Genomic DNA, 23,268 nt, shown 5'->3' on the forward strand with positions numbered 1-23,268 from the left:
CGGATCGCGCGGGGTTTTGCTCAAAATGTGAGGCAATCAGCAATAAGGGGAGGCAAAGCACCTGTTGGCACCCGCCTCCCCCTACCGGCTGCTTACTTTGAAATAGTTCCCAATCGGAACTTGAAGGAAGCGTCAAGCGTCTTGTCGACGCCGTTCACGCCCTTCGCCGAGATGGCAACCTGGGCACCCTGGAGCAGCGGCAAAGTGGAAATGTCCTTTGCCAGAGCGTTCTGGGCGTCCTTGATGGTGGATTCGCGAGCCGACTTGTCCGTAGTGGTCAGCTGCTTGTTGATCAGGTCCGTCACGGCCGGGTCGTTGAAGTGGTTCTTCAAGAAGCCCCCGTTCGGGAAGAACGGGGTCAGGTAGTTGTCGGGGTCGCTGAAGTCAGGGAACCAACCGAACTGGAACAGCGGGTACTCGTCCGCACGGCTGGCCTTGCTGTAGGTCACCCATTCGGTGGACTGCAGGTTCACCTTGAAGAGGCCCGACTTCTCAAGCTGGTCCTTGATCATGGCGTACTCGTCGCCCGAGGACTTGCCATAGTGGTCCGGGTTGTACTGGAGGTTCAGCGTAACGACGTCCTTGACGCCGGCATCGGAAAGGACCTTCTTGGCTTTGTCCAAGCTCGGCTTTCCGTTGTCTCCGTAGGCATCCTTGAACGACTCGTTGGCGCCCAGGAAGCCACTGGGGACGTTGGAGTAGAGCGGCAGGTAGGTGCCCTTGTAGACCTGGTCCGCGATTGCCTGGCGGTCAACGAGGTTGGCGATCGCCTGGCGCACGGCAAGTGCCTTGGCCGGGTCGGCACCGGCTGCCTTGGTGCCGAACGGCATGGTGTCGAAGTTGAAGGTGATGTAGCGGATTTCGCCGCCGGGACCAACGTTGACCTTGACCTTCGAGTCCTTCTTGAGGTCGTCGACGTCGGTGGCGCTGAGGCTTCGGTTCGCAACGTCGATGTTGCCCTGCTGGATGTCCAGCTTCATGTTGGTGGGCTCGGCGTAGTACTTGATCGTGGCGGCGTCGTTGGCCGGCTTGCCCAGGACACCCTGGTAGTCAGGGTAGGCCTTGAGGCTGATGAGCTCGTTCTTCTTGTAGCTGTCGATCGTGTACTGGCCATAGAACGCCTTGGCCTTGATGATGTCGTCATCGGAAAGGAGTTTGTCGGCCGGGAAGACCTGGTGGTCAACAATCGGCGCGGCCGGGCTGCTGAGGATCTGCGGGAACGTCTGGTCGTTGGCGAGCTTCAGCTTGAAAACGGCCGTGTTGGCGTCAGGGGTGGTGACGCTGTCCAGGTTTGCGAGCAGGCTTGCAGGACCGGCGGGGTCGTTGATCTTGAGCTGCCGGTCGAACGAAAACTTGACGTCGGTGGAGTCCAGCGTGTGGCCATTGGCCCACTTGAGTCCGGGCTTCAGCTTGACGGTGTACTCGGTGGGCGACGTGAACGACGCCGACGCTGCCAGGTCGGGAACGGGGTCGGCGCTTCCTGGCTTCGAGTTGAGGAGGAAGGAATATACCTGGTTCATCACCATGAAGGAACCGTTGTCGTACGAGCCCGCGGGATCGAGTGCAGTCACCTTGTCGGTGGTGCCATATGCGATCGGACCGCTGGCAGCTGAAGAAGCCGAACTGCCGCCGCCTGCCGGGCCCGTGCAGGCCGTCAACGCGAATACGGAGATGCCCGCGAACGCGATGGCGCTTCGCAAGGCTTTTTTGTTCAATGCCATCAGTGAACTTTCTGTTCGATGGATACGGCGAACCGCCGTCGGTAATTTCCTAGGAGCACATACTCCTGACTCCACGATTCAATCAGAAGCTTTTCAGGTGAAACGTTTGATTTTGTGAGTTGAGACACAAAATTTACTTTTCTTTTGGCGCGCAGTGGGCTAGGCAGACCGGCGCACGCCGCTTCGAACGGTAGCGAGCGGAAGCCGTTAGCGCTCACAATTTCGCGCGCGACTTTCCGGGGAGCAAGTCACCGGAATTCGCGGGCCTAGAGCTCCGCGCGCTGAAGGGAACGGGCGGCGTCGATGGTTGCCTGGCCCAGGACACGGGTGCCTTGGTACAGCACGATGGTCTGCCCGGGAGCCACTCCACGGAGGGGATCGACAAGAGTCACCACGAGGCCTTCGCGCTCGATGCCGGTGTCGTCGACGTGCCGCTCGACAGATGCCTTGGCAGGAACGGGATCGCCATGGGCGCGCACCTGCGCGTAGCAGTCGAACTCGGCGCCGGTAGCGACCTCGGCAATGGGCAGGCCTGCCCAAGACACCTTGATTCCGCGGATCTCGTCGATGGCCAGCAGGGCTTCGGGCCCGACGACCACCTTGTTTTCCTTGGGCCGGATCTCCAGGACGAAGCGCGGCTTGCCATCAGCGGCCGGAGTGCCCAGCTTGAGGCCGCGGCGCTGGCCGACGGTGAACGCGTTCGCCCCGGGGTGCTCCCCTACCTTGGTTCCAGACTCGTCCACGATGTCGCCCGTGGTCATGTCGATCTTCTCGGCGAGCCAGCCGGCGGTATCGCCGTCCGGGATGAAGCAGATGTCATGGCTGTCCGGCTTGTTTGCCACGGACAGGCCGCGGCGCTCGGCCTCCGCGCGGACCTCGGCCTTGGAGGGAGTCTCCGCCAGCGGGAACATGGAGTGCTTGAGCTGTTCGTGGGTCAGGACGCCGAGCACGTAGCTTTGGTCCTTGGCCCAATCCGCCGCGCGGTGGAGTTCTGGGTTTCCGTCCGCGTCCTGGATGACCTTCGCGTAGTGGCCCGTGCAGACCGCGTCGAAACCCAGGGCAATGGCCTTCTCCAACAGGGCGGCGAACTTGATCCGCTCGTTGCAGCGCATGCAGGGATTGGGAGTGCGGCCCGCGGCGTATTCATCGATGAAGTCCTGGACAACATCTTCCTTGAAGCGCTCCGAGAAGTCCCACACATAGTAGGGAATCCCCAGCACGTCGCAGGCACGCCAGGCGTCGCGGGAGTCTTCGATCGTGCAGCAGCCACGGCTGCCGGTGCGCAGCGTTCCGGGCATGCGGGACAGCGCCAAGTGGACGCCTACGACGTCGTGCCCTGCCTCGACGGCGCGGGCGGCGGCAACGGCGGAGTCGACTCCGCCGCTCATGGCTGCAAGAACTCGCATGCTGGCTTTCTGTTGATGTTGGGGAGAAGAATTGCGGCTGAAGAGAGTGAGCGCGCCCAACTATTCTAGCGCCCGCGGGAATCCGCCCCAAAAATGCCTTGACCACCGTCGAGGACGATTCTAAAGTCAAAACTAACAGTTTTAGATTGCGGCACGCGCGTTCACGCACACGCGGACCGCGCATGCGAACCGCCGACGCCCCGCGAATCGAGTCACCATGGACACCGAACACATCCTTATTGCAGGCGGCGGGCTGGCCGGCGCAACGGCTGCCAAGACATTGCGCTCCGAAGGATTCCAGGGCCGCATCACCGTGGTCTGCGCCGAGAATGAACAGCCCTACTTGCGCCCTCCCCTCTCCAAGGAGTTCCTCCTGGGCAAAGCCGGCGAGGATAGCGTCCCGGTGCTGGCGGCCGGCTGGTACGGGGAGAACGACGTCGGACTCCTCCTTGGCGAGGCGGTCGCGGCTGCCGATCCTGCCGCCCACACGGCACAGCTGCGATCAGGAACCGAGCTTCAGTTCAGCAAGCTCCTGATCGCCACGGGGGCGCAGCCGCGCCGGATTCCGCTCCCCGGTTCCGATCTTGCGGGTGTCATGACGTTCCGGACGTTCGATGATTCGCGCCGACTCAAGGAAGAACTGTCGATCGGAGGCCGGAATGTCGTGATGATCGGTTCGGGTTGGATCGGCATGGAGCTTGCCGCGGCCGCGAGCAGCTACGGCAATACCGTGACGCTGCTGGGCTTGGAAGACGTACCTCTCAGCATGGCCATAGGACCCGAACTGGGCGGCTTCTTCCGCAGCCTGCACGAAAAGCACGGCGTGCAGTTCCGGCTCCCCGCGAGCGCAGCCGAAATCACCGGCGTCGAGGGCAAGGCGAACGCCGTCGTCACCAACTCCGGCGAAGTCCTCGCTGCCGACCTCGTGGTGATGGCCGTCGGCGTCGTTCCGGATACGGCCTTGGCCGAAGCCGCCGGTTTGGATATCCGCAACGGAATCGTGGTGGATTCATCGCTCCGGACCAGCAGTCCGGACGTGTTCGCCGCCGGAGACGTCGCGAACGCCCTCCACCCCTTCACCGGCGATCACCACCGCAGCGAGCACTGGTCCAACGCCCTCAACGGCGGCAAGGTCGCCGCGAAAGCGATGCTGGGACAGGATGCGATGCTGGACGTCGTCCCGTATTTCTACACGGACCAGTTCGACGTCTCAATGGAGTACTGGGGATATCCCACGCTCGCGGCAGGGTCAGTACCCGTCATCCGCGGCGCGTTGGAGGAAAACAGCTTCCTTGCCTTCTGGCTACGGGACGGCGCCATCGTGGCCGGCATGAGTGTCAACCAGCAACGGGTACAAAAGCCCGTCAAGGCACTCATTTCGGGGCGCGTTCCGGTGGACGTGGACCGCCTGACCGATCCTGCCGTTCCGCTGGATCAGTTGTTGCCCGGTACCTAATCGCCCGCCGAGCTGCCTGCAGAACCGCTACCGTGGCCCCGGGCCACGGTGCCCGCGGTCTGGATGCTGGACTCGTGACCGGCCATTCCGGCAAGCTTCGCCCGGGCATACGCGTCCGGCAGGGCCTTGAGGAGGGCGTCGACGTCGGCGTCGTCCGAGGAGTGCCCCAGGCTGAATCGCTGTGCACCCCGGGCGGTGTCCTCATCAAGCCCCATGGCGAGCAAGACGTGAGATGGCCTGGGGACCCCTGCGGTACAGGCGGATCCCGTGGAAGACTCAATACCTGCGAGGTCCAGCAGGAACAGCAAGGAATCGCCCTCGCAGCCAGGGAAGGTGAAGTGCGCGTTGCCCGGAAGCCGGGCGTCTCCAGGCGCTCCGCGCAGCACAGCCTCGGGAATGGCCGCGTGGACCCCCTCAATGATCTTGTCCCGCAAGCCACTGATTCGCTCGCGCTCCGCGGGCAGGTTCCGGGCAACAGACTCTGCTGCGGCGGCGAAAGCAGCGATCGACGCCGTATCCAGGGTTCCCGAGCGGACGTCGCGCTCTTGCCCTCCCCCGTGCTGGACGGGAGTGACCTTGGTGGACCTCCCCAGGAACAGGGCGCCCACACCCACGGGTCCGCCGATTTTGTGGCTCGACACCGACATCGCAGCGAGCCCGGATTCGCGAAAACTGAGGGGAATAGAGCCGAACGCCTGGACAGCGTCCGAGTGCACAGGAATGCCGTGGGCGGCGGCGATTTCCACGATTTCCTTGACGGGCTGGATGCTGCCCACCTCGTTATTCGCCCACATGACGGTGACCAGGGCCACCGATCCCGGATCACGTTCGATCTCCGCCCGCACCGCGTCCAGCCGCACCACGCCTTGGGAATCGACGGGAAGCCACACCGCTTCGGCCCCTTCGTGCCGTTCAAGCCATTCAACCGTGTCCTGCACCGCGTGGTGCTCGACGGCGGAACAAAGGATCCGCTTGCGCCGGCCGTCTTCGTCGCGGCGGGCCCAGTACATCCCCTTGACGGCGAGGTTGTCTGCCTCGGTGCCTCCGGACGTGAAGATGAGCTCGGAAGGATGCGCCCCGGCCGCTGCCGCAATGGCCTCTCGCGCATCTTCCACGGATCGCCGGGCACGCCGACCTGAAGCGTGCAACGATGACGGATTGCCGGTCCGTGCCAGCTCGCGGGTCATGGCAGCGAGGGCGACGGCGGCAAGGGGCGTGGTGGCGGCATGGTCCAGGTAAACAGGCACTACCCAAGTCTATCGAGGCAGGCGGAATCAGGCTCCGGCGGCGGAAGGTGCCTTCCCCGGCCGCTCTCCTCTCCGCGGGACTGATCCGCCGGACGGATCACGATGTCGGAAGGATTCTTGCGCAGCAATGGCCTTCGCGGTCGTCGTCGGCGATCCGGTCCTCGGCAATTCCGCACGCGGCCGCCGCTCCGCTCAGGAAGGCGCCGTTCATGGCGCAGACGACGCTCGTGTGGCTTTCGGCCAGCCGGTGGAACGGGCAATTGACCAAGGAGTAGCCGCCGTCCTCGTCAGCTTCCGGCCTGTAACCATAGTTCGCCAGGACATCTTCGAAATGCGGCTCCGCGCTGCCGGCTTCGCGGCCCCGGGCGTAGGCGGTTTCGAGGAGAGCTTCGCGGGGCGAGCCACCCTTCGCCATCAAGTCCTGGATGGCAGAGGCCATCACTTCCCCGGCGAGATCATAATGGCGCTCCGGAACCGAGGCGCCGATCTCTTCAATGACAGGCGCATACAGCTTCGCAGGGCGCCCGGAACCCGGACCGACCTTGCCGCCAAGCTTGCGGAATTCAACACTGAGGAGCCCGTCACGGACCAACCGGTCCAGGTGAAAGGAGGCCGTGCTGCGGGGAAGCCCAAGAGCCATCGCGGCGTCGTCGCGGCTGACCGCGTCGCTTGCGCCGCAGACGTGCTCGTACAAGCGGCGGCGGTTGCCGTCGTCGAGGGATGCCAGCGCGGAAAGCCGACGCAGCCAAGGAAGTCCGGTCATGCAACCAGCCTAACTCTAAAATCAACACCCATTGCTTAATCCTCCCGTCCTTTCTAAAATCAAACTATCGACTTTTAGAAAGAAGGCATCATGAACACCGCATCATCCCCGGCCCAAGCGAAAACCGGATCGCGCATGGCCCTCGATCCCCAGCGGCAGGCATTCCTGCTCCTCCGGACCGTGTTCACCGTGGCGCCGATCTTTTTCGGCCTGGACAAGTTCACCAACCTGCTGACCCACTGGACGATCTACTTGGCGCCAGTGGCCACTTCTGTGATTCCGGTCCCGGCCCAGACCTTCATGTACATCGTGGGCGTCGTGGAGGTTGTCGCCGGCGTCGCAGTGGCAGTCCGGCCACGCTTTGGCTCGCTCCTGGTAGCCGTGTGGCTTCTGGGCATCATCGTGAACCTGCTGGTGCTCGGCAACTTCTTCGACGTCGCCCTTCGCGACTTCGGCCTGCTCGTGGGCGCACTCGCGCTCAACCGCCTGGCCGTCGCCTCGCGTCACTGACCGGCCGGTCAGGCCAATACCCGCAGGGCGCCCGGAACCACGTCGATGTCCAAGGGAAGGAAGCCGATCCGCTCACCGTCGGCGTAGGCCACCAAGTTCTCGGCGGCAAGCCGCACTGAACGCACCCGGCGGATTTCAACCGCCGGGTGCGAGGTGTGCCGGCCGGAAAAGACCTTCGGGAAGACCGCGAGGAGGGCCAGCCGGGACAGCGGCTTGACGATAAACAGATCCAGCAACCCGTCGTCGGGCGCGGCATCCGGGACGATGCGCATCCCGCCGCCGATCGATTGGGCGTTGGCCACTGAAATCAGCATGGCACCTTCCCGCGACGTCACGCCGTCGGCCGTCACCGTGTAGTTGATCGCCCGGAACGATCCGAGCTCCCGGAGCATCGCCAGGGTGTAGCGGAGTGCTCCGCGGGGCCACCTCCAGGAGTTTGCCCGTTCGTTGACGGCAGCGTCGAATCCCGCGGATACGGCTCCAGCAAACCAAATAGTGCGCCCGCCGGTGGTGATGCGGCCGGCGTCGAGCACCCGCCCACCGTCGGCGAGCGCCGAAACCACACGGGCACAGGAGCCCTCGACATCCTGCAAAGGCAGTCCAAGCATCCGGGCTACGTCGTTCCCCGTACCCACGGGCACAATCCCGAGCGGCAACCCGGTCCTGCCAAGTGAGTTGACGCCCAAATGGACCATGCCGTCGCCGCCAACCACCACCAAGGCTTCGGCGCCTGCGCGAAGGGCTTCGTCTACCGCTTCCCGCAAGGCGTCCATGCTGTTGCGCCGAAGTACGACGACGTCGAGACCCTCGGCGCGAAGGAAGCGGGCGGCTTCGTCCCCTGCTAGGGCATGCCGGCCAAACGCTGCGGCGGGATTGACCGCCAGCACGATCGTTCCGCGTGGCGATCCGTTCAACCGTTCGGGGCCGGGGCTGGGTGGGCCGGGTCTGGGTGGGTCTGGGTGATGATCGGAGCCGGCCGGGGAGTTCACAGCATGAATCATGCCACCGGCAGGCGCGGGATCAGCGGAACTAAAGCCTGGGCCGCCGTCGTTCTCATGGTGGGCTAGCTAGACTTGCCAAGACCGCCGCTCCGCACCGGGACGGCAGGAATTTTCAGAATCCCAGAGAAAGGCCCATGGTTGGCTCAGGGCAGCAGTTCCCACTATCAGATCCTCCGGGTCCCCGTCACTGCGACGGACAAGGAGATCAAAGTGGCCTACCGGAAGGCCGCGAGGAACGCCCACCCGGACCATGGCGGGGATCCTGAGGTCTTTCGGGAGGTCACGCTCGCGTACGAGACCCTGATTGATCCCAAGCGACGCGCGGAGTACGACCGTCGCTATGCGAGCGGCACCTCCGGCAGGGCGAACCCCTTCCCTACGCAAAGGCCGGACTACGGCGGCACCGGCGCTCCGGGGCCGGAAACCCGCGCCGGGGTCCACAGGCCGAATGCCCCGCGCAACACGGCCGGCGACGCCCCCGTCTATGTGCCGCCCTTCGATGATCCCCACGAGGTGCCGCTGCTCTCCAAGGGCGAGGCCGCCTTGCAGATCCACGGGATTCCCCGGAAGCGTGGGATCTTCGGCGCCGAAGCCCGCATTCAGCGCGAAATGCGGACCGTCCAGCTCATCAGCCGCCAAATCCTGCCTGCCATCCCCTCAGCCCGGCTCATCAACGGGCTCCGCTCCCCCTCGGACGACAGCCACATCGATCATGCCCTGCTTGCCGGCTACCGCCTGGCGCTCATCGGTTCCATGCTGCTGCCCAAGGGCGCCTATGCCTGGGACGGCGTGGCGCTCAAGCACGGCGGCCGTTCGGTACCGCCACCCCAGCTCGAGCTGATCGTGCGCCACATGCAGGAGATCTTCCCGGAACTGAATGTGACGGGTTGGGTAGTAGTCCACAGCCCGGACGGCAACCCGCACGAGCCGGTCATCGACCACTACCGGCGCACGGACGTCGACTTCGGTTCGGTCCAGATCGTCAATGCCTCCGGGCTGGCCCGCGGCCTCAAGCAGTTCCTGAGTTCAGGCCCCGTGCCCAACACCGTAGTTGTCCCGGTCCTGGCCCGGCTTCTGCGCGGCATGCACTGAGCCTGCAGGAACAACCCTGTATTTTCGCTGGCTAGGATTGATACGTGTTCCGCATCCTCTTCCACACCCCTGAAATCCCGGGCAACACGGGAAACGCCATCCGGCTCGCCGCCATCACAGGCGCGGAGCTCCATCTCGTGGAGCCGCTGGGCTTCGACTTCTCCGACGCAAAGCTGCGCCGCGCGGGGCTCGACTACCACGACCTCGCGGTGGTCACGGTGCACAAGGACATCGAGGCTGCCTGGGCGGCTTTGCAGCCCGAGCGCGTCTTCGCATTCACGTCCGACGGCGAATCCTCCTATACGGACATTGCTTACGAGGAGGGCGACGTCCTGATGTTCGGACCCGAGTCCGTCGGGCTTCCCGACTGGCTGAAGCAGGACCCGCACGTCACGGCCCGCGTTCGGCTCCCCATGCTGCCGTCCCTCCGCTCGCTGAACCTTGCCAATGCCGCCTCCATCGCGGTGTACGAGGCCTGGCGCCAACACGGTTTTGCGGGCGCGAAGCTCTAGCAGCCCGGCCTAACAGCCCGGACATCCGCATGGTCACCTCGGCGGATCACCCATCCAACGCTCCCCCTGCGCCGAATACCCTGTGCAGGCACCAACAGCCTGGGCAGGCATCTGGCCTGCGAAGCAAGGGGGCCGGTGCAGCGACGGCCGCGGAAGGGGCGCAGGTGACCACTCTCAAGACGCGCGGTGCTTCTGGTACTGCGAAGGTCACGGGCAACCTAAGCTGGACGGTGATGGATACACCGAATGTGCGAGGCCCCGAGGCCCCCGGCCTGATTGCCGGCTCGAACGCGCAGCTTGCGGAATTGCTGGGCTTGATGGCCGACGGCGACCGCGGCGCTTTCAGCGAGTTCTACCGGCTCACGGCGCGGCGTGTCTTCGGTATGGCCAAGCGTGTCTTGGTGGATGCGGGCCTGAGCGAGGATACCACCCAGGAAGTTTTCATCCAGGTCTGGCAGAACGCGGCCAAATTCGATCCCGAGGCGGGCAGCCCGCTCGCGTGGCTCATGACGATCACCCACCGGCGCGCGATCGACCGCGTCCGCTCGGCCCAGTCCGCCACGGATCGCGAGGCGAAATATGGTGCCGCGAGCCAACTCCTTGACCACGATTCAGTGGAAGAAGAAGCCAACAGCCGGCTTGAGGCCGAGGCGGTCACCCGTTGCCTTGGCACCCTGACGGAAACACAATTGGAATCCGTGCGGCTCGCCTACTATGGCGGGCTTACGTACCGGGAAGTCGCCGAACAACTCGGGGCCGCGATTCCGACCATCAAGTCCCGCATCCGCGATGGACTTCTCCGACTCAAGACCTGTCTGGGGGTGAGCTGACATGACCGAACACGATGACAACAAGCAGAACTTCGGGAAGGAAGGCCTCCGCAGGATGTTCGCCGGCGATATAGCCACTGACCTTGCCGAAGGCCGCGTCCTGGAGCTTGCCGAGATCTATGCCCTCGACGCCTTGAGCGACACCGAGCGGGCGGAAATCGACAACTACATTGCCACGGCGCCTGAACGCTCGGCGTTCCTCGAGCGGGTCCGGCAGTCACGCGAAACCCTCGCCACTTCCTTCGCCGACGAGGCCGAACCGCGGCCCGGGCTCTTGCAGGACATCCTGAGGCAGCTCCCGGAACAACCACTCGCACAAGCCGGCGCAGTGTCCGCGCCATCGTCGGTTCCCGAACTGCCTGCCAGTGCCACTATGGAAGTTACCCCCGACGTCGTTGACCTTGCCGCGGCACGGAGCCGACGGGATCGCCGACGCTTCGGCGGCGTCCGTGGTTGGGTGGCAGCCGCTGCAGCGGCCGCGGTCATTGCGCTTGGCGGTGTAGGCGTGGGCGTCTACGTAGCCGGGCAGAACGATCCTGTGAACCAAGTACTGCAAGCCAGCGATGTCCGGCAAGCCACCGTCGATGTCAACGGCGGCGGTACCGCCACCGTGTCCATCTCCAGCTCGAAGAACGCTGTGGTGGTCCGTATGAACGGAGTTCCCGCTCCCCCCGCCGGCAAGGTCTATCAGATGTGGCTTATTCCCAAGGACGGCTCCGACCCTGTATCACAGGGACTCATGGACGCCCAGGCCTTGAGCCATCCGGCGGTTGTCTCCGGCATTTCCAGCGCGGCGGCCATAGGCATCACGGTGGAACCCGTGGGCGGCTCCAAGAAACCGACACTCCCGACGGTCGCAGCAGCGCCTCTCACGTAGCAGCAACGGGACCGTGTCCGGCCAAGGGGTTCCTGACGGCGGGGCTTGACCTTGACGTAACGTCAACTTCTACGCTGGATACATGAAGCAGGACAAGGCAGATACTTGGACCATTTCCGAGCTGGCCAAGGCCAGCAAGGTTTCCTCGCGGACCTTGCGCCACTATGACCAGCTCGGGCTCTTGGAGCCTGCCCACACGGGACACAACGGCTACCGGTACTACGGCCAGCCTGAGCTGCTGCGCCTGCAGCGGATCCTTCTGCTTCGTGAACTTGGCCTTGGGCTCGAGACCATCGGCGAAGTTCTGGATGGCCAGGCCGATCCTGTGGAGGCACTTGCCGTGCACAGGAACTGGCTGCTGGCCGAGCGCGACCGACTGGACCGGATGTCCCGGACGGTCGACGCCACTATCGCAGCACTACGCCAAGGAGAAACCATGACCGCGGAGAACATCTTCAAGGATTTCGACAGCAACCCCTACGAAGCCGAGGCGCGCGAGCGCTGGGGCGATCGGGCCGTCGAGGAGAGCAAGGCCCGGCATTCGGCCATGACAACGGCCCAAAAACAGGCCTTCATGGAGGAGTACGCGGACCTGAACCAGGATCTCGCCCGCTGCTTCGACGCAGCCCTTCCGGCGGACCACCCGGACGTCCAGGCAGCCGTCGGCCGGCATTACAAGTGGATCTGCGCCAGTTGGACGCCAAACGCCGAATCCTACGTAGGCCTGGGACAGATGTACGTGGACGACCCCCGGTTCACCGCCAATTACGACAAGGTCCGGGTCGGTCTGGCGCCCTACCTGCTGGAAGGCATCAAGGTCTACGCAGGGGAAAACCTCAGTTAGGCCGTTCCTCCTGAAAAGCACGACGGCGGCCCGTCCCCACTGGAAACATAGGGGACGGGCCGCCGTCGTACTGGCTGCTAAGCGGCCCCGCTAAATAATCAGCGAGAGCACCATGATGAAGGCGAAGGCGACCACCGAGATGAGCGTCTCCATCACTGACCAGGTCTTGAACGTCTGCCCGACCGTCAGCCCGAAGAGTTCCTTCACGAGCCAGAATCCGGCGTCGTTGACGTGGGACAGGAAGAGCGAGCCGGCACCGATGGCCAAGGCAAGGAGTGCCGCGTGTGTCGGGCTCAGGCTGCTCGCCAACGGAGCCACGATGCCGGCCGCCGTCACTGTGGCGACAGTTGCCGAACCTGTGGCCAGGCGGAGCGCCACAGCCACAATGAAGCCCAGGACCAGTACGGACATATTGGCGCCCTCGGCCCATTTCTTGACGGCGTCACCGACGCCTGCACCGATGAGGGTCTGCTTGAAGCCGCCGCCTGCGCCGACGATCAGCAGGATCGCGGCGATGGGGCCGAGGCTGTTGCCGAGCTTTGCGGTGATCTTGCTGCCGGTGAAGCCGACGGCGTAGCCGAAGGTCACCATGGCCGCGAGCACTGCCAAGGTCATCGCCACGAGGGGCTGGCCAACGAAGTCCAGGACGGTGCGGATCATGGGAGCGTGAGCGGCGTCGGGCCAGACAATGTCCGCGACGGCCTTCAGCAGCATGAGCACGACCGGGAAAATGATGGTCAGCAACGTGACGAGGAAGGTCGGCTGGCGCTTGACCTCGCTGAGGTCGACGGCGTGCTTGGTGTCCACGCCGCCGGCCACCGCGGGGGCATCCACGGGAACCCAGCGCGCGGCCAGACGGGAAAACAGCGGTCCGCAAATGATCACGGTGGGGACGGCCACCAGGAGCCCCAACGCCAGGGTGGTGCCCAGTTCAGCCTTCACTGCACTGACGGCGATGAGCGGCCCGGGGTGCGGCGGGATCAAGCCGTGCAACACAGACAGCCCTGCGAGCGCCGGAATGGCAATGCGCATGAGCTTCATCTGCGAGCGCTGGGTGACCAGGACGATCACCGGAAGCAGCAGGACGAGGCCGATCTCGAAGAACATCGGGAGGCCGATGATGACCGCAACCAAGGTGATCATCCAGACCACCTTGTTGCCCTTGGCCTTTTCAAGCAGGGTATCGACTACCCGGTTTGCGCCGCCGGAGTCCGCCAGGAGCTTGCCCAGCATGGCGCCGAGCGCAATCAGGAGGCCGACCTCCTTGAGGACGCCGCCCACTCCGTCTTCGAAGTTGCTAACGACCTTGTCGAGCCCGACTCCGGATGCCAGGCCGACGAAGGCCGAGCCGAGTACCAAGGAGAGGAAGGGGTGGACCTTGAATTTGGCGATCAGCAGGACGATCAGCGCAATGCCGATGGCCGCGACCACGAGGAGTTGGGTATCGTGCGCGGTCCAGTTCACGCAGCGCCACCGACCGGGTGGGCCTGCTGTGCCTCAAGGCCGAGCCGTTCGATGATTTCGTCTGCCTCTTCGGCCGGAGAAGCGGAGACGCACAGCGAGATGTGGTTCTCATCCTCGGTGGGCGCCTCGAGTGCGTCGAACTGGGATTCCAGCAGCGAGGCAGGCATGAAGTGCCCGTGGCGTGAAGCCAGCCGGTCGGAAATCTTGTCCTTGCTCCCCTGGAGGAAGACGAACACGACGCCCTCGCCGCGCAGGACATCCCGGTAGCGCTTCTTCAAGGCCGAGCACGTGATGATGCCGGGCTTTCCTTCTGCGGTGCGCTCCCTGATCCAATCGGCAATGATGTCCAGCCAGGGCCAACGGTCCTCATCGCTGAGTGCCTGTCCTGCCTGCATCTTTGCCACGTTCGCTTCCGGGTGCAGGTCGTCGCCTTCGGCGAGGTCCCAACCCAGCCGGCCGGCCAAGACGCCGGCCACTGTCGATTTACCGGAACCGGACACGCCCATGATTACCAATACCGGTTGCTGTGCAGTCTTCGCCATCAAAGTCTGCCTTCCTCAATTAAATATGATTTAAACGAGACTAAGCATATGACACAGGTAACACATCAGCAATTTCAGAAACCGGCGATGGTTTGGGATCCGTTGACTTCCACCACATGGAAAGCCTCGGCGCTGCGCCCGTCGGGCATGCCGGCGCGCGAGCCATTGTGCCGGAGCATGCCCCGGACGGCCCGTTCCATGCCTTCCAGATCGGGGTGCTGGCTCGCGTGGATCCGGATCGCGGCCAGTTTCGCGTCTATGTGGTCAGTGACATCCACGAAATAGTTCTCACGGGCTTCTGGACCGGCGAAGAGCCACAGCCATGGCAGTTTGAAGGCCTCGAGACCACCTTCCGCCAGTTCCGGGTAAGCGAAGGGGTTCTCAAGCGCGGGGTACACCGCCCGGGTCACGATCTCCCCCACTGCGAGGTGGTCGGGATGGCTCTTCTGGATCCTGTCCCAATTGCGTTCCGGGTGCATGGCCAGGACGACGTCGGGGCGTATTTCGCGGATGAGCTTCACCACTTGCTTGATGACCTCATGCGTCGGTTCAAGGTAGCCATCGCGCTCATGGAGGTAGTGCACATCGGTCACGCCGACGAGGGCAGCAGCCTGCCGCTGCTCCTCTGCGCGCATGGCGACGATCTCTTCGCGGTGGGCCGGATCGAAGCCTCCGGCGTCGCCGTCGGTCATGACGCAGTAGCTGACCTCGACGCCGGCAGCGGTCCAGGCAGCGATGGTGCCGGCCGCGCCAAAGTCGATGTCGTCCGGGTGGGCGGTAAAACAAAGCACCCGTTCAACGCGCTCCGTGGAGGCGTTGAACGGGCTCTTTGCTGACGTAGCGTCAGAAGACAAAGGGATCAGCCTTTCCGCTTTTTGATCTCTTCGGTGGCCTGCGGAACAACCTTGAAGAGGTCGCCGATGATGCCGAAGTCCGCGATTTCGAAGATCGGCGATTCCGCATCCTTGTTGATCGCGACGATGACCTTGGAGGTCTGCATCCCGGCCTTCTGCTGGATCGCTCCGGAGATGCCCGCCGAGATGTAGAGCTGCGGGGATACGGTCTTGCCAGTCTGGCCAACCTGGTAGTCATGGCCGATCCAGCCTGCGTCCGTGGCGGCACGGGAAGCCCCGAGCGCACCGCCCAACGCGTCGGCAAGTTCTTCCAAGGGACCGAAGTCGCCGTCGACGCCGCGTCCACCGGCAACCACGATCCGGGCTTCCGTGAGCTCAGGACGCCCGCTGGCCGGCTTTTCCGCACGCCCGGTGACACGTGCGGCATTCGCGGTCGCATCGGCCGGGACGTCGATAGTGACGGCCTCAGGGGTCCCCGCCGCGGCCGGGGCCTCGACGTCGACACTGTTCGGCTTGACCGTGAGCACGGCGACGGCGGTGCGCGCCTTGGCCGTGGTCGTGTACGAACCTGCAAGGACCGATTTGTGGGCCGTGCCGTCAGCGTCGACGCCCACGACATCGGTGATGACGCCGGCGTTGAGCTTCACGCCAAGACGGGCCGCGATTTCCTTGCCGTCGGCTGTGTTCTCGAGCAGGACGGTCTCGGCCCCGGAGGCCGCAACTACCGCGGCAAGATACGCGGCTTTCGGGGCAACCAGATAGTCGTCCAGGTCCGTGGCGGACGGACGGTAGAGAACCGTGGCTCCGTGCGCCCCCAAGGCGGCTGCGACGTCGTCGTGCAGTTCGCCGTTGACGGCGACCACCGCTTGCCCGAGGGAATTGGCGATCGTCAGGAGTTCCAGGCTGCTCTTCTTGAGCGCCGCGCCCGGGTTGTCAATGAATACAAGTGCTTTTGCCATGTGCGGGATCCTCTTAGAGCAGCTTCTGGGCGGCCAGGAACTCAACCAGCTTGATGCCGGCGTCGCCTTCGTCGGTGATGATGGTACCGGCAGTGCGCGGCGGCCGCGCCTCCGCGGTCTCGACAGCCGTCAGCGAACCCGCGGCGCCCACTTGCGCGGCATCGACGCCGATGTCGGCCAGTGTAAGTGCCGTGATTTTCTTCTTCTTCGCTGCAAGGATGCCCTTGAAGTTGGGGTATCGCGGTTCGTTGATCTGGTCCGTCACGGATACCAGCGCGGGCAAGGTTGCTTCGACGGTGTCCGCGTGGGCGTCGCCGTCACGGCGCGCGACGACGTGTTCGCCATTGACCTCCAGGGAGGAAGCAAAAGTGACTTGCGGAAGTCCGAGCCGCTCGGCGAGTTGCGCCGGAACCAAGGACGTTTCGCCGTCGGTCGAGGCCATTCCCGTCAGGACGAGGTCCACTGGCGAATCGGCGCCGAGGTACCGGATTGCCGCGGCGAGAGCCAGCGAGGTCGCGGCGGCGTCGGAACCGGCCAAGGCGTCGTCGCTCAAATGCGCTCCCGAGGAGGCACCGATCTGCAAGGACTTCTTGACGGCGTTCACGGCACCGGCGGGACCCATGCTCAAGGCGATGACCTCGTTGCCGGCCTTCGCACCGCCGCGGGCCTCGCTGAGCTGCAGCGCTGCTTCAAGCGCATACTCGTCCAGTTCGGACAGGATGCTCTCGTCGCGGTCCGTGGTGTTGCCTGGGCCGGTGAGGTGTCGGTCGAACTGCGCGTCCGGGACGTGCTTGACCAGAACAACAATCTTCAATGTATCTCCCACTGTGTTCGAGGCAGCCTTCCATACTCGGGGATGGCCAGCAACTAGGCGCATGGCCAAGAGTGCCCGGCGTACGGGCTCGTCCTAGCTAAGCATATTGCGGGACATGTCGGACAACGGCGCCGCGTTAACTCCTGTTGCGTAGATCGCCTGCGCATACAGCAGCAAGGACATACGACGGCGGCGGGCCGCACCCTTGGTGCCGCCCGCCGTCGTCGACTGCTAACTGCTTGCTCGGCTGGAATCCGCCGCTACTGCATGGCTATTACAGGGCAGCTGTTACGGAGCAGCGTCCAAGGTCACGTCGAGCTCCTGCGACTGGCCGCTACGCTGAACGGTCACCTTGACCGTTGCGCCTGCCGGCTGCTCCCGGACAGCCGCAGTGAGCTGTTCTGGATCGGTGATGTCTATACCGGCGAACTTGGTCACGACGTCGCCCACCTTGAGCCCGGCCTTCTCAGCTGCAGAGCCCTTGGTAACAGCCGCGACCTGGGCGCCGACCGAGAACCCGGAGCTGCTGCCTGTTGCCGACTTAGGCTGAACACTGACGCCGAACTGCCCGTGGGTGGCCTTGCCGTTCTTGATGAGTTCCTGCGCAATACGCTTCGCGTTGTTGATCGGGATGCTGAAGCCCACACCAATGTTGCCGCTGGACGAAGACGAGGAACTGCTGCTGCCGGCAGAAGCGATTGCCACGTTGACGCCGATGATCTCGCCCTTGGTGTTGACGAGCGCTCCACCGGAGTTGCCCGGGTTGATCGGCGCGTCGGTCTGGATCACGTTGAGCGAAACGGTGCCCTGGCCCGCACTGCTCTGGCTCTGGCCACCGCCTGGAGGGGCGAATTGGAATCCGCCCTGGCCGCCGTTTTGCGAATTGTCCGAGCCGCCGTTGGGAACAGCCGAGGACGCCACGCTGATGGTGCGGTTGAGAGTGGACACGATACCGTCGGTGACCGTGCCGGGCAGGCCAAGCGGAGCGCCGATCGCGATCGCATTGTCCCCGACGTTGATCTTGCTGGAATCACCCAGGGTAGCCGGCACGAGGCCGGAAGCGTTGTCCACCTTGATAATGGCGAGATCCGACAGCGGGTCCGTACCCACTACCGTCGCCTTCAGGACGCGTCCATCGCTCAGCCGCACTTCAATCGCAGCGTTTGCGCTGGCACCGTCAAGGGTCACCACGTGGGTGTTGGTCAGGATGTGGCCCTGGTCGTCGAGGATGATGCCCGAACCGGTGCCGCCCTGGCTTCCGCTTGAGGCCATGATGGTCACGACGCTCGGCGTAGCCTTGGCCGCGGCTGCGGTGATCGCGTTGACATTGTCCGTGTTGTTGACAATCACGGTTCCCGTCTGGCCGCTGCTGGCCGCCGCCGGAGCCCGGTTGCTGAGCAATTGATCGCTGGCGGCCACCACGCCTCCGCCCACGAGACCGGCTGCCAGGATGCAGGCCACCAAGGTCCCGACGCCGAAGACCGGCTTGCGCTTCGGGCCGCCCGGGTGAGCCGGGAACTGCTGCGTGGGATAGTGCTGCGCCGGGTTCGGTCCCCCGTAGAAAGGCTGGTGCTGCGGGTAAGGGTGCTGCTGTCCCGCGCCGTGTTGGGGCGCGCCGTGCTGAGCATGGATCTGCTCGGTAGCGTTTTCGGCCGGGCCCTGGGCCCAGGGGGCGGGGGCTACCGGGGTCGGTGCAGTGTATTCGGGCTTCGCCGTGAAATCCTGACCCGGCTGGTATGCCGGCAGCGGGGCCGTAGGCTGGGAATTGGCTTGCTTGTCCGCCTCCGCCTTGCCGGTGCCCTCAGGACCATGGTTTTCGGGGCCATTGTTCTCAGGCGCGGCGCCCTGTGCTGGGTTCTCCGTCATGGGACTTCCTTTCTTCCTCGTCCCCTTAACTATCGTCGCTCTTGCTGGATCAAGAGTCGACGTTCGCTGGGAGCTTGCTGAACGCCGTCATCGGATTGGCCCTGTGCCGTCGAATGGCGCCGACTAGCCCCTCAACGCTGGAGAAGGGCAGATCTCTCCCCGTTTCGCTGGCGGCATATTTACCGCTGTGGACGCTTCAAAAGGTGCACCATAGTATCAAGTGGAATTGCCACAGCGACCTGCCGCTTGACAACCATGCGTGGGGGCGCTGATGCATTCTGTTTCGATTGCTCCGGCCCGGACCAGTCGCAGACGTGCTGAAGGGTTGCACATGCGGTCAATGTTGAAACGTGTACTCGCCGTCATCGGCCTGGCCGGATTGCTGGTCTTCCCGGCCACCGCAGCCTGGGCCGCAGACCCGGTGACCATTCCGTCCGGCCAGAACATCGTGGACAACGCGAACGTCCTGGGCAACCGCAAGGGCGAGGTCCAGGATGCAATCCAGAAGCTCCTGAAGGACCACAAATACAACTTGTATGTGGTCACGGTGGATTCCTTCGACAACCCCTCATCGCCCGCAGCCTGGGCCACGGCAGTGGCCAACAAGAAGGGTATGGGCAAGGCTGACGTCATTCTGGCCATCTCCACGGCCGGTCAGTACTATTTCGCACCCAATTCGGCCAGTGCGATCTATTCCAAGCGGTCAACCATTTCGTCCAATGCCATCGCGGCCAACCTGGGCGCAGGCAAGCGTGACTTTGCCCAGGCGGCCATCGACACCGCGGCCGCCGTCGGCGACGCCGCCAGCGGAGGCAGCGGCACGGTTCCGAGCGGCAACTCGGGTGCAGTCGTTTTGATCGGCGCCGGCGTTGTCGCGGCCGGCGGTGTGGGCACGTACCTGTACTTCCGCAACCGACGCAAGAAGAGCCAGGCATCCAGCGTCAGCTACGGCCCGCAAGGGGAACAGCTCGATCCTCTCGCGTCCTTGAGCATCCCGGACTTGCGGCGCAAAGCCGGCTCCCTGCTCATCGAAGCGGACGACACCATCAAGTCCAGCGAGCAGGAACTCGGCTTCGCCCAGGCGCAATACGGCGATGCCGCCGTCGGGAACTTCACCAAGGCCTTGCTGGAAGCAAAGAACCACATGACCGAGTCCTTCAAGCTGCAGCAACAGCTCGATGACCACATCCCGGACACCGAAGAGCAGCAGCGCAGTTGGCTTGGCGAAATCATCCGGCGCTCGGACGCGGCCCTTGAGTCGCTCCGGGAGCAGAAAGCAGATTTCGACTCCCTGCGCGAGCTCGAGAAGAACGCGCCGCAGGCTTTGGCCACTGTTGCCGCCGGCGCCAACGAAGCCGAGGCAAAGATCAGCAGCGCGGAGCAATCGCTCAACGGCCTGCGCGAGAAGTACGCAGACAGCGCACTTGGCCACGTGAGCGACAACATCACCCAGGCCAAGGACCGGCTTGCCTTCGTTCAAAACGCAACAACGACGGCGCAGGAAAAGCTCGCCGCAGGTGAGAGGAGCCTCGCCGCTGTGGCCGTCCGCGCCGCAGAAGAAGGTCTGCACCAGACCAACGTGCTGATCGACGCGATCTCCAAGGTGGCGGGCAACCTCGCCGAAGCCCGGAATTCGCTGGAGGGCGCCGTGGTGGAGACTAGCCAAGACCTGGCCCAGGCCAAGGCGATGATCCAGTCCGGCGAACACCCGGAGCTGGCTGGCCCTGTAGCCGGCGTCGAAGCCGCTCTGGCGCAAGTCAAGATTGAAATCCAGGGCGGGAAGATCGATCCCATTGCCACCCTGGACCGGGTAGAGAAGGCACACCAAGCCTTGGACCAGTCCCTCTCGGGAATCCGTGACCAGCAGGAACAGGCAAGGCGCGCGCAAGCCGCGCTCCAGCAGACCATTATGGCTGCCCAGTCCCAGATCAGCGCTACATCGGACTACATCGCGGCGCGACGCGGCGGCGTTGGGCCCGAGGCCCGTACCCGTTTGGCCGAAGCGCAACGGAATCTCGACTACGCCCTGTCCATTTCCCGCAATGACCCAGTCACCGCACTGACGTACGCCCAGCAGGCCCAGTCCCTCGCTGCACAAGCCGCGCAACTGGCCCAGTCCGACGTCGATCAGTTCGGCGGCTTCGCCAACCAAGGCTACGGCCGCGGCGGCATGTTCGGTGGTGGAGGCAGTGGTGGCGGCCTCGGCGGAGCGATCCTCGGCGGCATCCTCATCAACTCCATCCTCCATGGCGGCGGAGGCGGCTGGGGCGGCGGAAACAACGACGGCGGAGGCGGAGGCTTCTTCGGCGGCGACGGCGGTGGGGGCGGAGGCTTCTTCGGCGGCGACGGCGGAGGTGGGGGTGGAGGCGACTTCGGCGGCGGCGACTCCGGTAGTTTCTAGCTCCCAAAGACTAGGTGGAGGCCTGTTCCCCACGTAGAGCGGTACAAGAACTGATCACTGGATTCAGTGGGCACCACTGAGCAGGACGAAAGGCAACACCATGGTTAAGCAGTCCATTTTCGGGCGGATCGCACAGCTCGCCAAGGCGAACATCAATGCCTTGCTCGACCAGGCTGAGGACCCGCAGAAGATGCTGGACCAGATGGTCCGCGACTACTCGAACAACATCGCCGAGGCCGAGTCCGCCGTGGCGCAGACCATCGGCAACCTCCGCATGCTGCAGGCTGACTACAACGAGGACATCAAGAACGCCCAGGACTGGGGCAACAAGGCCCTCGCAGCCTCCCGCAAGGCGGACGAGTACCGTGCAGCCGGCAACGCGGCCGACGCCGTGAAGTTCGACAACCTTGCCAAGGTAGCCATCCAGCGCCAGATGTCGGCCGAGAACGAGGCCAAGGCAGCGGAGCCCAACATCGCGTCCCAGTCGGAGGTCGTGGACAAGCTCAAGAGCGGCCTTGACCAGATGAAGGGCAAGCTCAACGAGCTCACGAGCAAGCGCAACGAGCTGGTTGCCCGCTCCAAGACGGTTGCTGCCCAGACCCAGGTGCACGACGCCCTCAAGAGCATCGACATCATGGACCCCACCAGCGAGGTGGGCCGCTTCGAAGAGAAGATCCGCCGCGAAGAGGCCAAGGTCCTCGGGCAGCAGGAGCTGGCAGCCTCCAGCCTGGACGCACAGTTCAACCAGCTTGAGGACCTCGGAGAGCAGACGGAAATCGAGGCCCGCCTTGCGGCCTTGAAGTCCGGCGGATCGAAGGCTGCTATCGGCGCCGGCGCCACTGCGCAGGAAGATGACACAGTGGACGAAGCCGACTTCGACAAGCTCTAGTCCCGCCAAACGAATGGCCGGGCCTTCACTTCACGTGAGGCCCGGCCATTCGTGCTTTAAGCTCCTACGGCGAGCCGTCCAACAATGAGCCGCATGATTTCGTTGCTACCCTCCAGGATCTGGTGGACTCGCAGGTCCCTAGCAATCTTCTCGAGGCCGTATTCCGACAAGTAGCCGTAGCCGCCATGCAGCTGGATGGCCTTGTTTGCCACGTTGAAACCGGCGTCTGTAGCTACGCGCTTCGCCATTGCGCACAACCTCACGGTGTCCGGGGCTCCACGATCCAAGGCGTCCGCGGCCCGGAGGACCAAGGTCCTGGCGGTTTCGAGTTCCGTATCCATGTCGGCGATGTCAAACAGCAGGGACTGCTGGTTGATAAGCGGGCCACCAAAAGCCGAGCGTGACTTGAGGTAGGCGATGGACTTCTCGAGGGCCGCCTGGCCACCTCCCAGCGAACAAGCGCCCATGTTGACCCGGCCTCCGTTGAGGCCCTTCATGGCGATGCCGAATCCGCTGCCTTCCTCGCCAAGTCGGTTCGTCACAGGGACCCGTACGTTCTCGAAGATGACCTGCCGGGTGGGCTGGGCATTCCATCCCATTTTCTTTTCATTCGGGCCGAAGGACAGGCCTGCCGCGTCCGCAGGCACAACTATTGCGGTGATGCCTTGGCTGCCCGTGTCCGCGGTCCGTGCCATGACGACATAGACACTGGAAACTCCGGCGCCCGATATGAACTGTTTGGTGCCGTTAAGAACGTAACTGTCGCCGTCGAGCACTGCCTTGGTGCTCAGCGCGGCGGCGTCCGAGCCGGCTCCCGGCTCCGTGAGGCAATAGCTGCCCAGCGCTTCCATGGACGCGAGCTGCGGCACCCATTGGGCCCGCTGCTCATCGTTGCCGAAAGCGTCGATCATCCAGACCACCATGTTGTGGATCGAGATGTAGGCCGCGATGGTGGGATCTGCCTTGGACAGCTCCTCGAAGATCAGCGCCGCATCCGTGCGGGATAGCCCCGAGCCGCCGAATTCTTCCCGGACATAGATGCCTCCCATGCCAAGTGTCCCCGCTTCACGCAGGACATCCACAGGGAAATGCTTGGTCTCGTCCCATTCTGCGGCGTGCGGCGCAATGGCCGTTGTGGCGAAGTCGCGAACCATCTCCACCACCGCTTGCTGGTCCTCTGTGAGCTCAAACATTGGCACTCCTTTTCCCGGGTTGTCCGG

The 23,268-nt window shown here is 64.2% G+C and carries 21 protein-coding genes; 9 read left to right on the top strand and 12 right to left on the bottom strand.

Annotated elements, in window-relative coordinates:
• Positions 1-92 precede the first annotated feature (92 nt).
• The gene (locus tag QRN52_RS18090; RefSeq protein ID WP_284754753.1) at positions 93-1,721 is read right to left on the bottom strand and encodes an ABC transporter substrate-binding protein; all 1,629 of its coding nucleotides are present in this window, start codon (positions 1,719-1,721) and stop codon (positions 93-95) included.
• 266 nt (positions 1,722-1,987) lie between these two features.
• Positions 1,988-3,109: a tRNA 2-thiouridine(34) synthase MnmA gene (mnmA, locus tag QRN52_RS18095; RefSeq protein ID WP_502869729.1), complete on the bottom strand. Its 1,122-nt coding sequence runs from the start codon at positions 3,107-3,109 to the stop codon at positions 1,988-1,990.
• Between the two features lie 235 nt (positions 3,110-3,344).
• Here mnmA and QRN52_RS18100 point away from each other — a divergent pair, with 235 nt between their 5' ends.
• Positions 3,345-4,583 (top strand): NAD(P)/FAD-dependent oxidoreductase, encoded by a 1,239-nt coding sequence (locus QRN52_RS18100; RefSeq protein WP_284754755.1) that lies wholly within the window; start codon positions 3,345-3,347, stop codon positions 4,581-4,583.
• Here the strand turns inward: QRN52_RS18100 and QRN52_RS18105 are convergent.
• The gene (locus QRN52_RS18105) at positions 4,580-5,830 is read right to left on the bottom strand and encodes a cysteine desulfurase family protein (protein ID WP_284754756.1); all 1,251 of its coding nucleotides are present in this window, start codon (positions 5,828-5,830) and stop codon (positions 4,580-4,582) included. The two genes, QRN52_RS18100 and QRN52_RS18105, sit on opposite strands and share 4 nt — an antisense overlap.
• Before the next feature lie 97 nt (positions 5,831-5,927).
• Entirely contained in the window at positions 5,928-6,593 is a 666-nt protein-coding gene (locus QRN52_RS18110; protein WP_284754758.1) for a helix-turn-helix transcriptional regulator, read from the bottom strand.
• Between the two features lie 90 nt (positions 6,594-6,683).
• Between QRN52_RS18110 and QRN52_RS18115 the strand changes: the two genes are divergently transcribed.
• Positions 6,684-7,103: a hypothetical protein gene (locus tag QRN52_RS18115; protein ID WP_284754759.1), complete on the top strand. Its 420-nt coding sequence runs from the start codon at positions 6,684-6,686 to the stop codon at positions 7,101-7,103.
• Positions 7,104-7,111: 8 nt separating this feature from the next.
• Here the strand turns inward: QRN52_RS18115 and QRN52_RS18120 are convergent, their stop codons facing one another.
• Positions 7,112-7,990 carry a diacylglycerol/lipid kinase family protein gene (locus tag QRN52_RS18120; RefSeq protein WP_284754760.1) on the bottom strand — a complete coding sequence of 293 codons (879 nt, stop codon included), beginning with the start codon at positions 7,988-7,990 and terminating at the stop codon, positions 7,112-7,114.
• Positions 7,991-8,242: 252 nt separating this feature from the next.
• Here QRN52_RS18120 and QRN52_RS18125 point away from each other — a divergent pair, with 252 nt between their 5' ends.
• The 5 genes from QRN52_RS18125 to QRN52_RS18145 all read left to right on the top strand — a co-directional run bounded on the left by QRN52_RS18125 (position 8,243) and on the right by QRN52_RS18145 (position 12,259).
• Complete coding sequence (locus QRN52_RS18125; RefSeq protein WP_284754761.1) at positions 8,243-9,196, top strand: J domain-containing protein; 954 nt, start codon at positions 8,243-8,245, stop codon at positions 9,194-9,196.
• A 44-nt stretch (positions 9,197-9,240) separates the two neighbouring features.
• On the top strand, positions 9,241-9,708 hold the full coding sequence (locus tag QRN52_RS18130) for a tRNA (cytidine(34)-2'-O)-methyltransferase (RefSeq protein WP_059387528.1): 468 nt from the start codon (positions 9,241-9,243) through the stop codon (positions 9,706-9,708).
• Positions 9,709-9,941: 233 nt separating this feature from the next.
• Complete coding sequence (gene sigK, locus QRN52_RS18135; RefSeq protein WP_390279352.1) at positions 9,942-10,538, top strand: ECF RNA polymerase sigma factor SigK; 597 nt, start codon at positions 9,942-9,944, stop codon at positions 10,536-10,538.
• A 1-nt stretch (position 10,539) separates the two neighbouring features.
• Positions 10,540-11,415 carry an anti-sigma factor gene (locus tag QRN52_RS18140; protein ID WP_284754763.1) on the top strand — a complete coding sequence of 292 codons (876 nt, stop codon included), beginning with the start codon at positions 10,540-10,542 and terminating at the stop codon, positions 11,413-11,415.
• 82 nt (positions 11,416-11,497) lie between these two features.
• Complete coding sequence (locus QRN52_RS18145; RefSeq protein WP_284754764.1) at positions 11,498-12,259, top strand: MerR family transcriptional regulator; 762 nt, start codon at positions 11,498-11,500, stop codon at positions 12,257-12,259.
• A gap of 90 nt (positions 12,260-12,349) precedes the next feature.
• Here QRN52_RS18145 and QRN52_RS18150 read toward each other — a convergent pair whose 3' ends face one another.
• The 6 genes from QRN52_RS18150 to QRN52_RS18175 all read right to left on the bottom strand — a co-directional run bounded on the left by QRN52_RS18150 (position 12,350) and on the right by QRN52_RS18175 (position 18,758).
• Positions 12,350-13,723 (bottom strand): GntT/GntP/DsdX family permease, encoded by a 1,374-nt coding sequence (locus QRN52_RS18150; protein ID WP_284754765.1) that lies wholly within the window; start codon positions 13,721-13,723, stop codon positions 12,350-12,352.
• Entirely contained in the window at positions 13,720-14,265 is a 546-nt protein-coding gene (locus tag QRN52_RS18155; RefSeq protein ID WP_284754766.1) for a gluconokinase, read from the bottom strand. The genes QRN52_RS18150 and QRN52_RS18155 overlap by 4 nt, the downstream gene beginning before the upstream one ends.
• 74 nt (positions 14,266-14,339) lie before the next feature.
• Positions 14,340-15,119 carry a PIG-L deacetylase family protein gene (locus QRN52_RS18160; protein ID WP_284754767.1) on the bottom strand — a complete coding sequence of 260 codons (780 nt, stop codon included), beginning with the start codon at positions 15,117-15,119 and terminating at the stop codon, positions 14,340-14,342.
• 5 nt (positions 15,120-15,124) lie between these two features.
• Positions 15,125-16,078 carry an electron transfer flavoprotein subunit alpha/FixB family protein gene (locus QRN52_RS18165; protein ID WP_284754768.1) on the bottom strand — a complete coding sequence of 318 codons (954 nt, stop codon included), beginning with the start codon at positions 16,076-16,078 and terminating at the stop codon, positions 15,125-15,127.
• A gap of 13 nt (positions 16,079-16,091) precedes the next feature.
• Entirely contained in the window at positions 16,092-16,892 is an 801-nt protein-coding gene (locus QRN52_RS18170) for an electron transfer flavoprotein subunit beta/FixA family protein (protein WP_269992800.1), read from the bottom strand.
• Positions 16,893-17,180: 288 nt separating this feature from the next.
• Entirely contained in the window at positions 17,181-18,758 is a 1,578-nt protein-coding gene (locus QRN52_RS18175) for a S1C family serine protease (protein ID WP_284754769.1), read from the bottom strand.
• A 331-nt stretch (positions 18,759-19,089) separates the two neighbouring features.
• Here QRN52_RS18175 and QRN52_RS18180 point away from each other — a divergent pair, with 331 nt between their 5' ends.
• Together QRN52_RS18180 and QRN52_RS18185 are read left to right on the top strand one after the other, a co-directional pair.
• The gene (locus tag QRN52_RS18180; protein ID WP_284754770.1) at positions 19,090-21,159 is read left to right on the top strand and encodes a TPM domain-containing protein; all 2,070 of its coding nucleotides are present in this window, start codon (positions 19,090-19,092) and stop codon (positions 21,157-21,159) included.
• Positions 21,160-21,259: 100 nt separating this feature from the next.
• Positions 21,260-22,048 carry a PspA/IM30 family protein gene (locus QRN52_RS18185; protein WP_284754771.1) on the top strand — a complete coding sequence of 263 codons (789 nt, stop codon included), beginning with the start codon at positions 21,260-21,262 and terminating at the stop codon, positions 22,046-22,048.
• A gap of 56 nt (positions 22,049-22,104) precedes the next feature.
• On the opposite strand, the gene QRN52_RS18190 is transcribed toward QRN52_RS18185, so the two are convergent.
• Entirely contained in the window at positions 22,105-23,241 is a 1,137-nt protein-coding gene (locus QRN52_RS18190; RefSeq protein WP_284754772.1) for an acyl-CoA dehydrogenase family protein, read from the bottom strand.
• Between the last annotated feature and the right edge of the window lie 27 nt (positions 23,242-23,268).

Source organism: Arthrobacter sp. efr-133-R2A-120 (assembly GCF_030209835.1).
Lineage (GTDB): Bacteria > Actinomycetota > Actinomycetes > Actinomycetales > Micrococcaceae > Arthrobacter.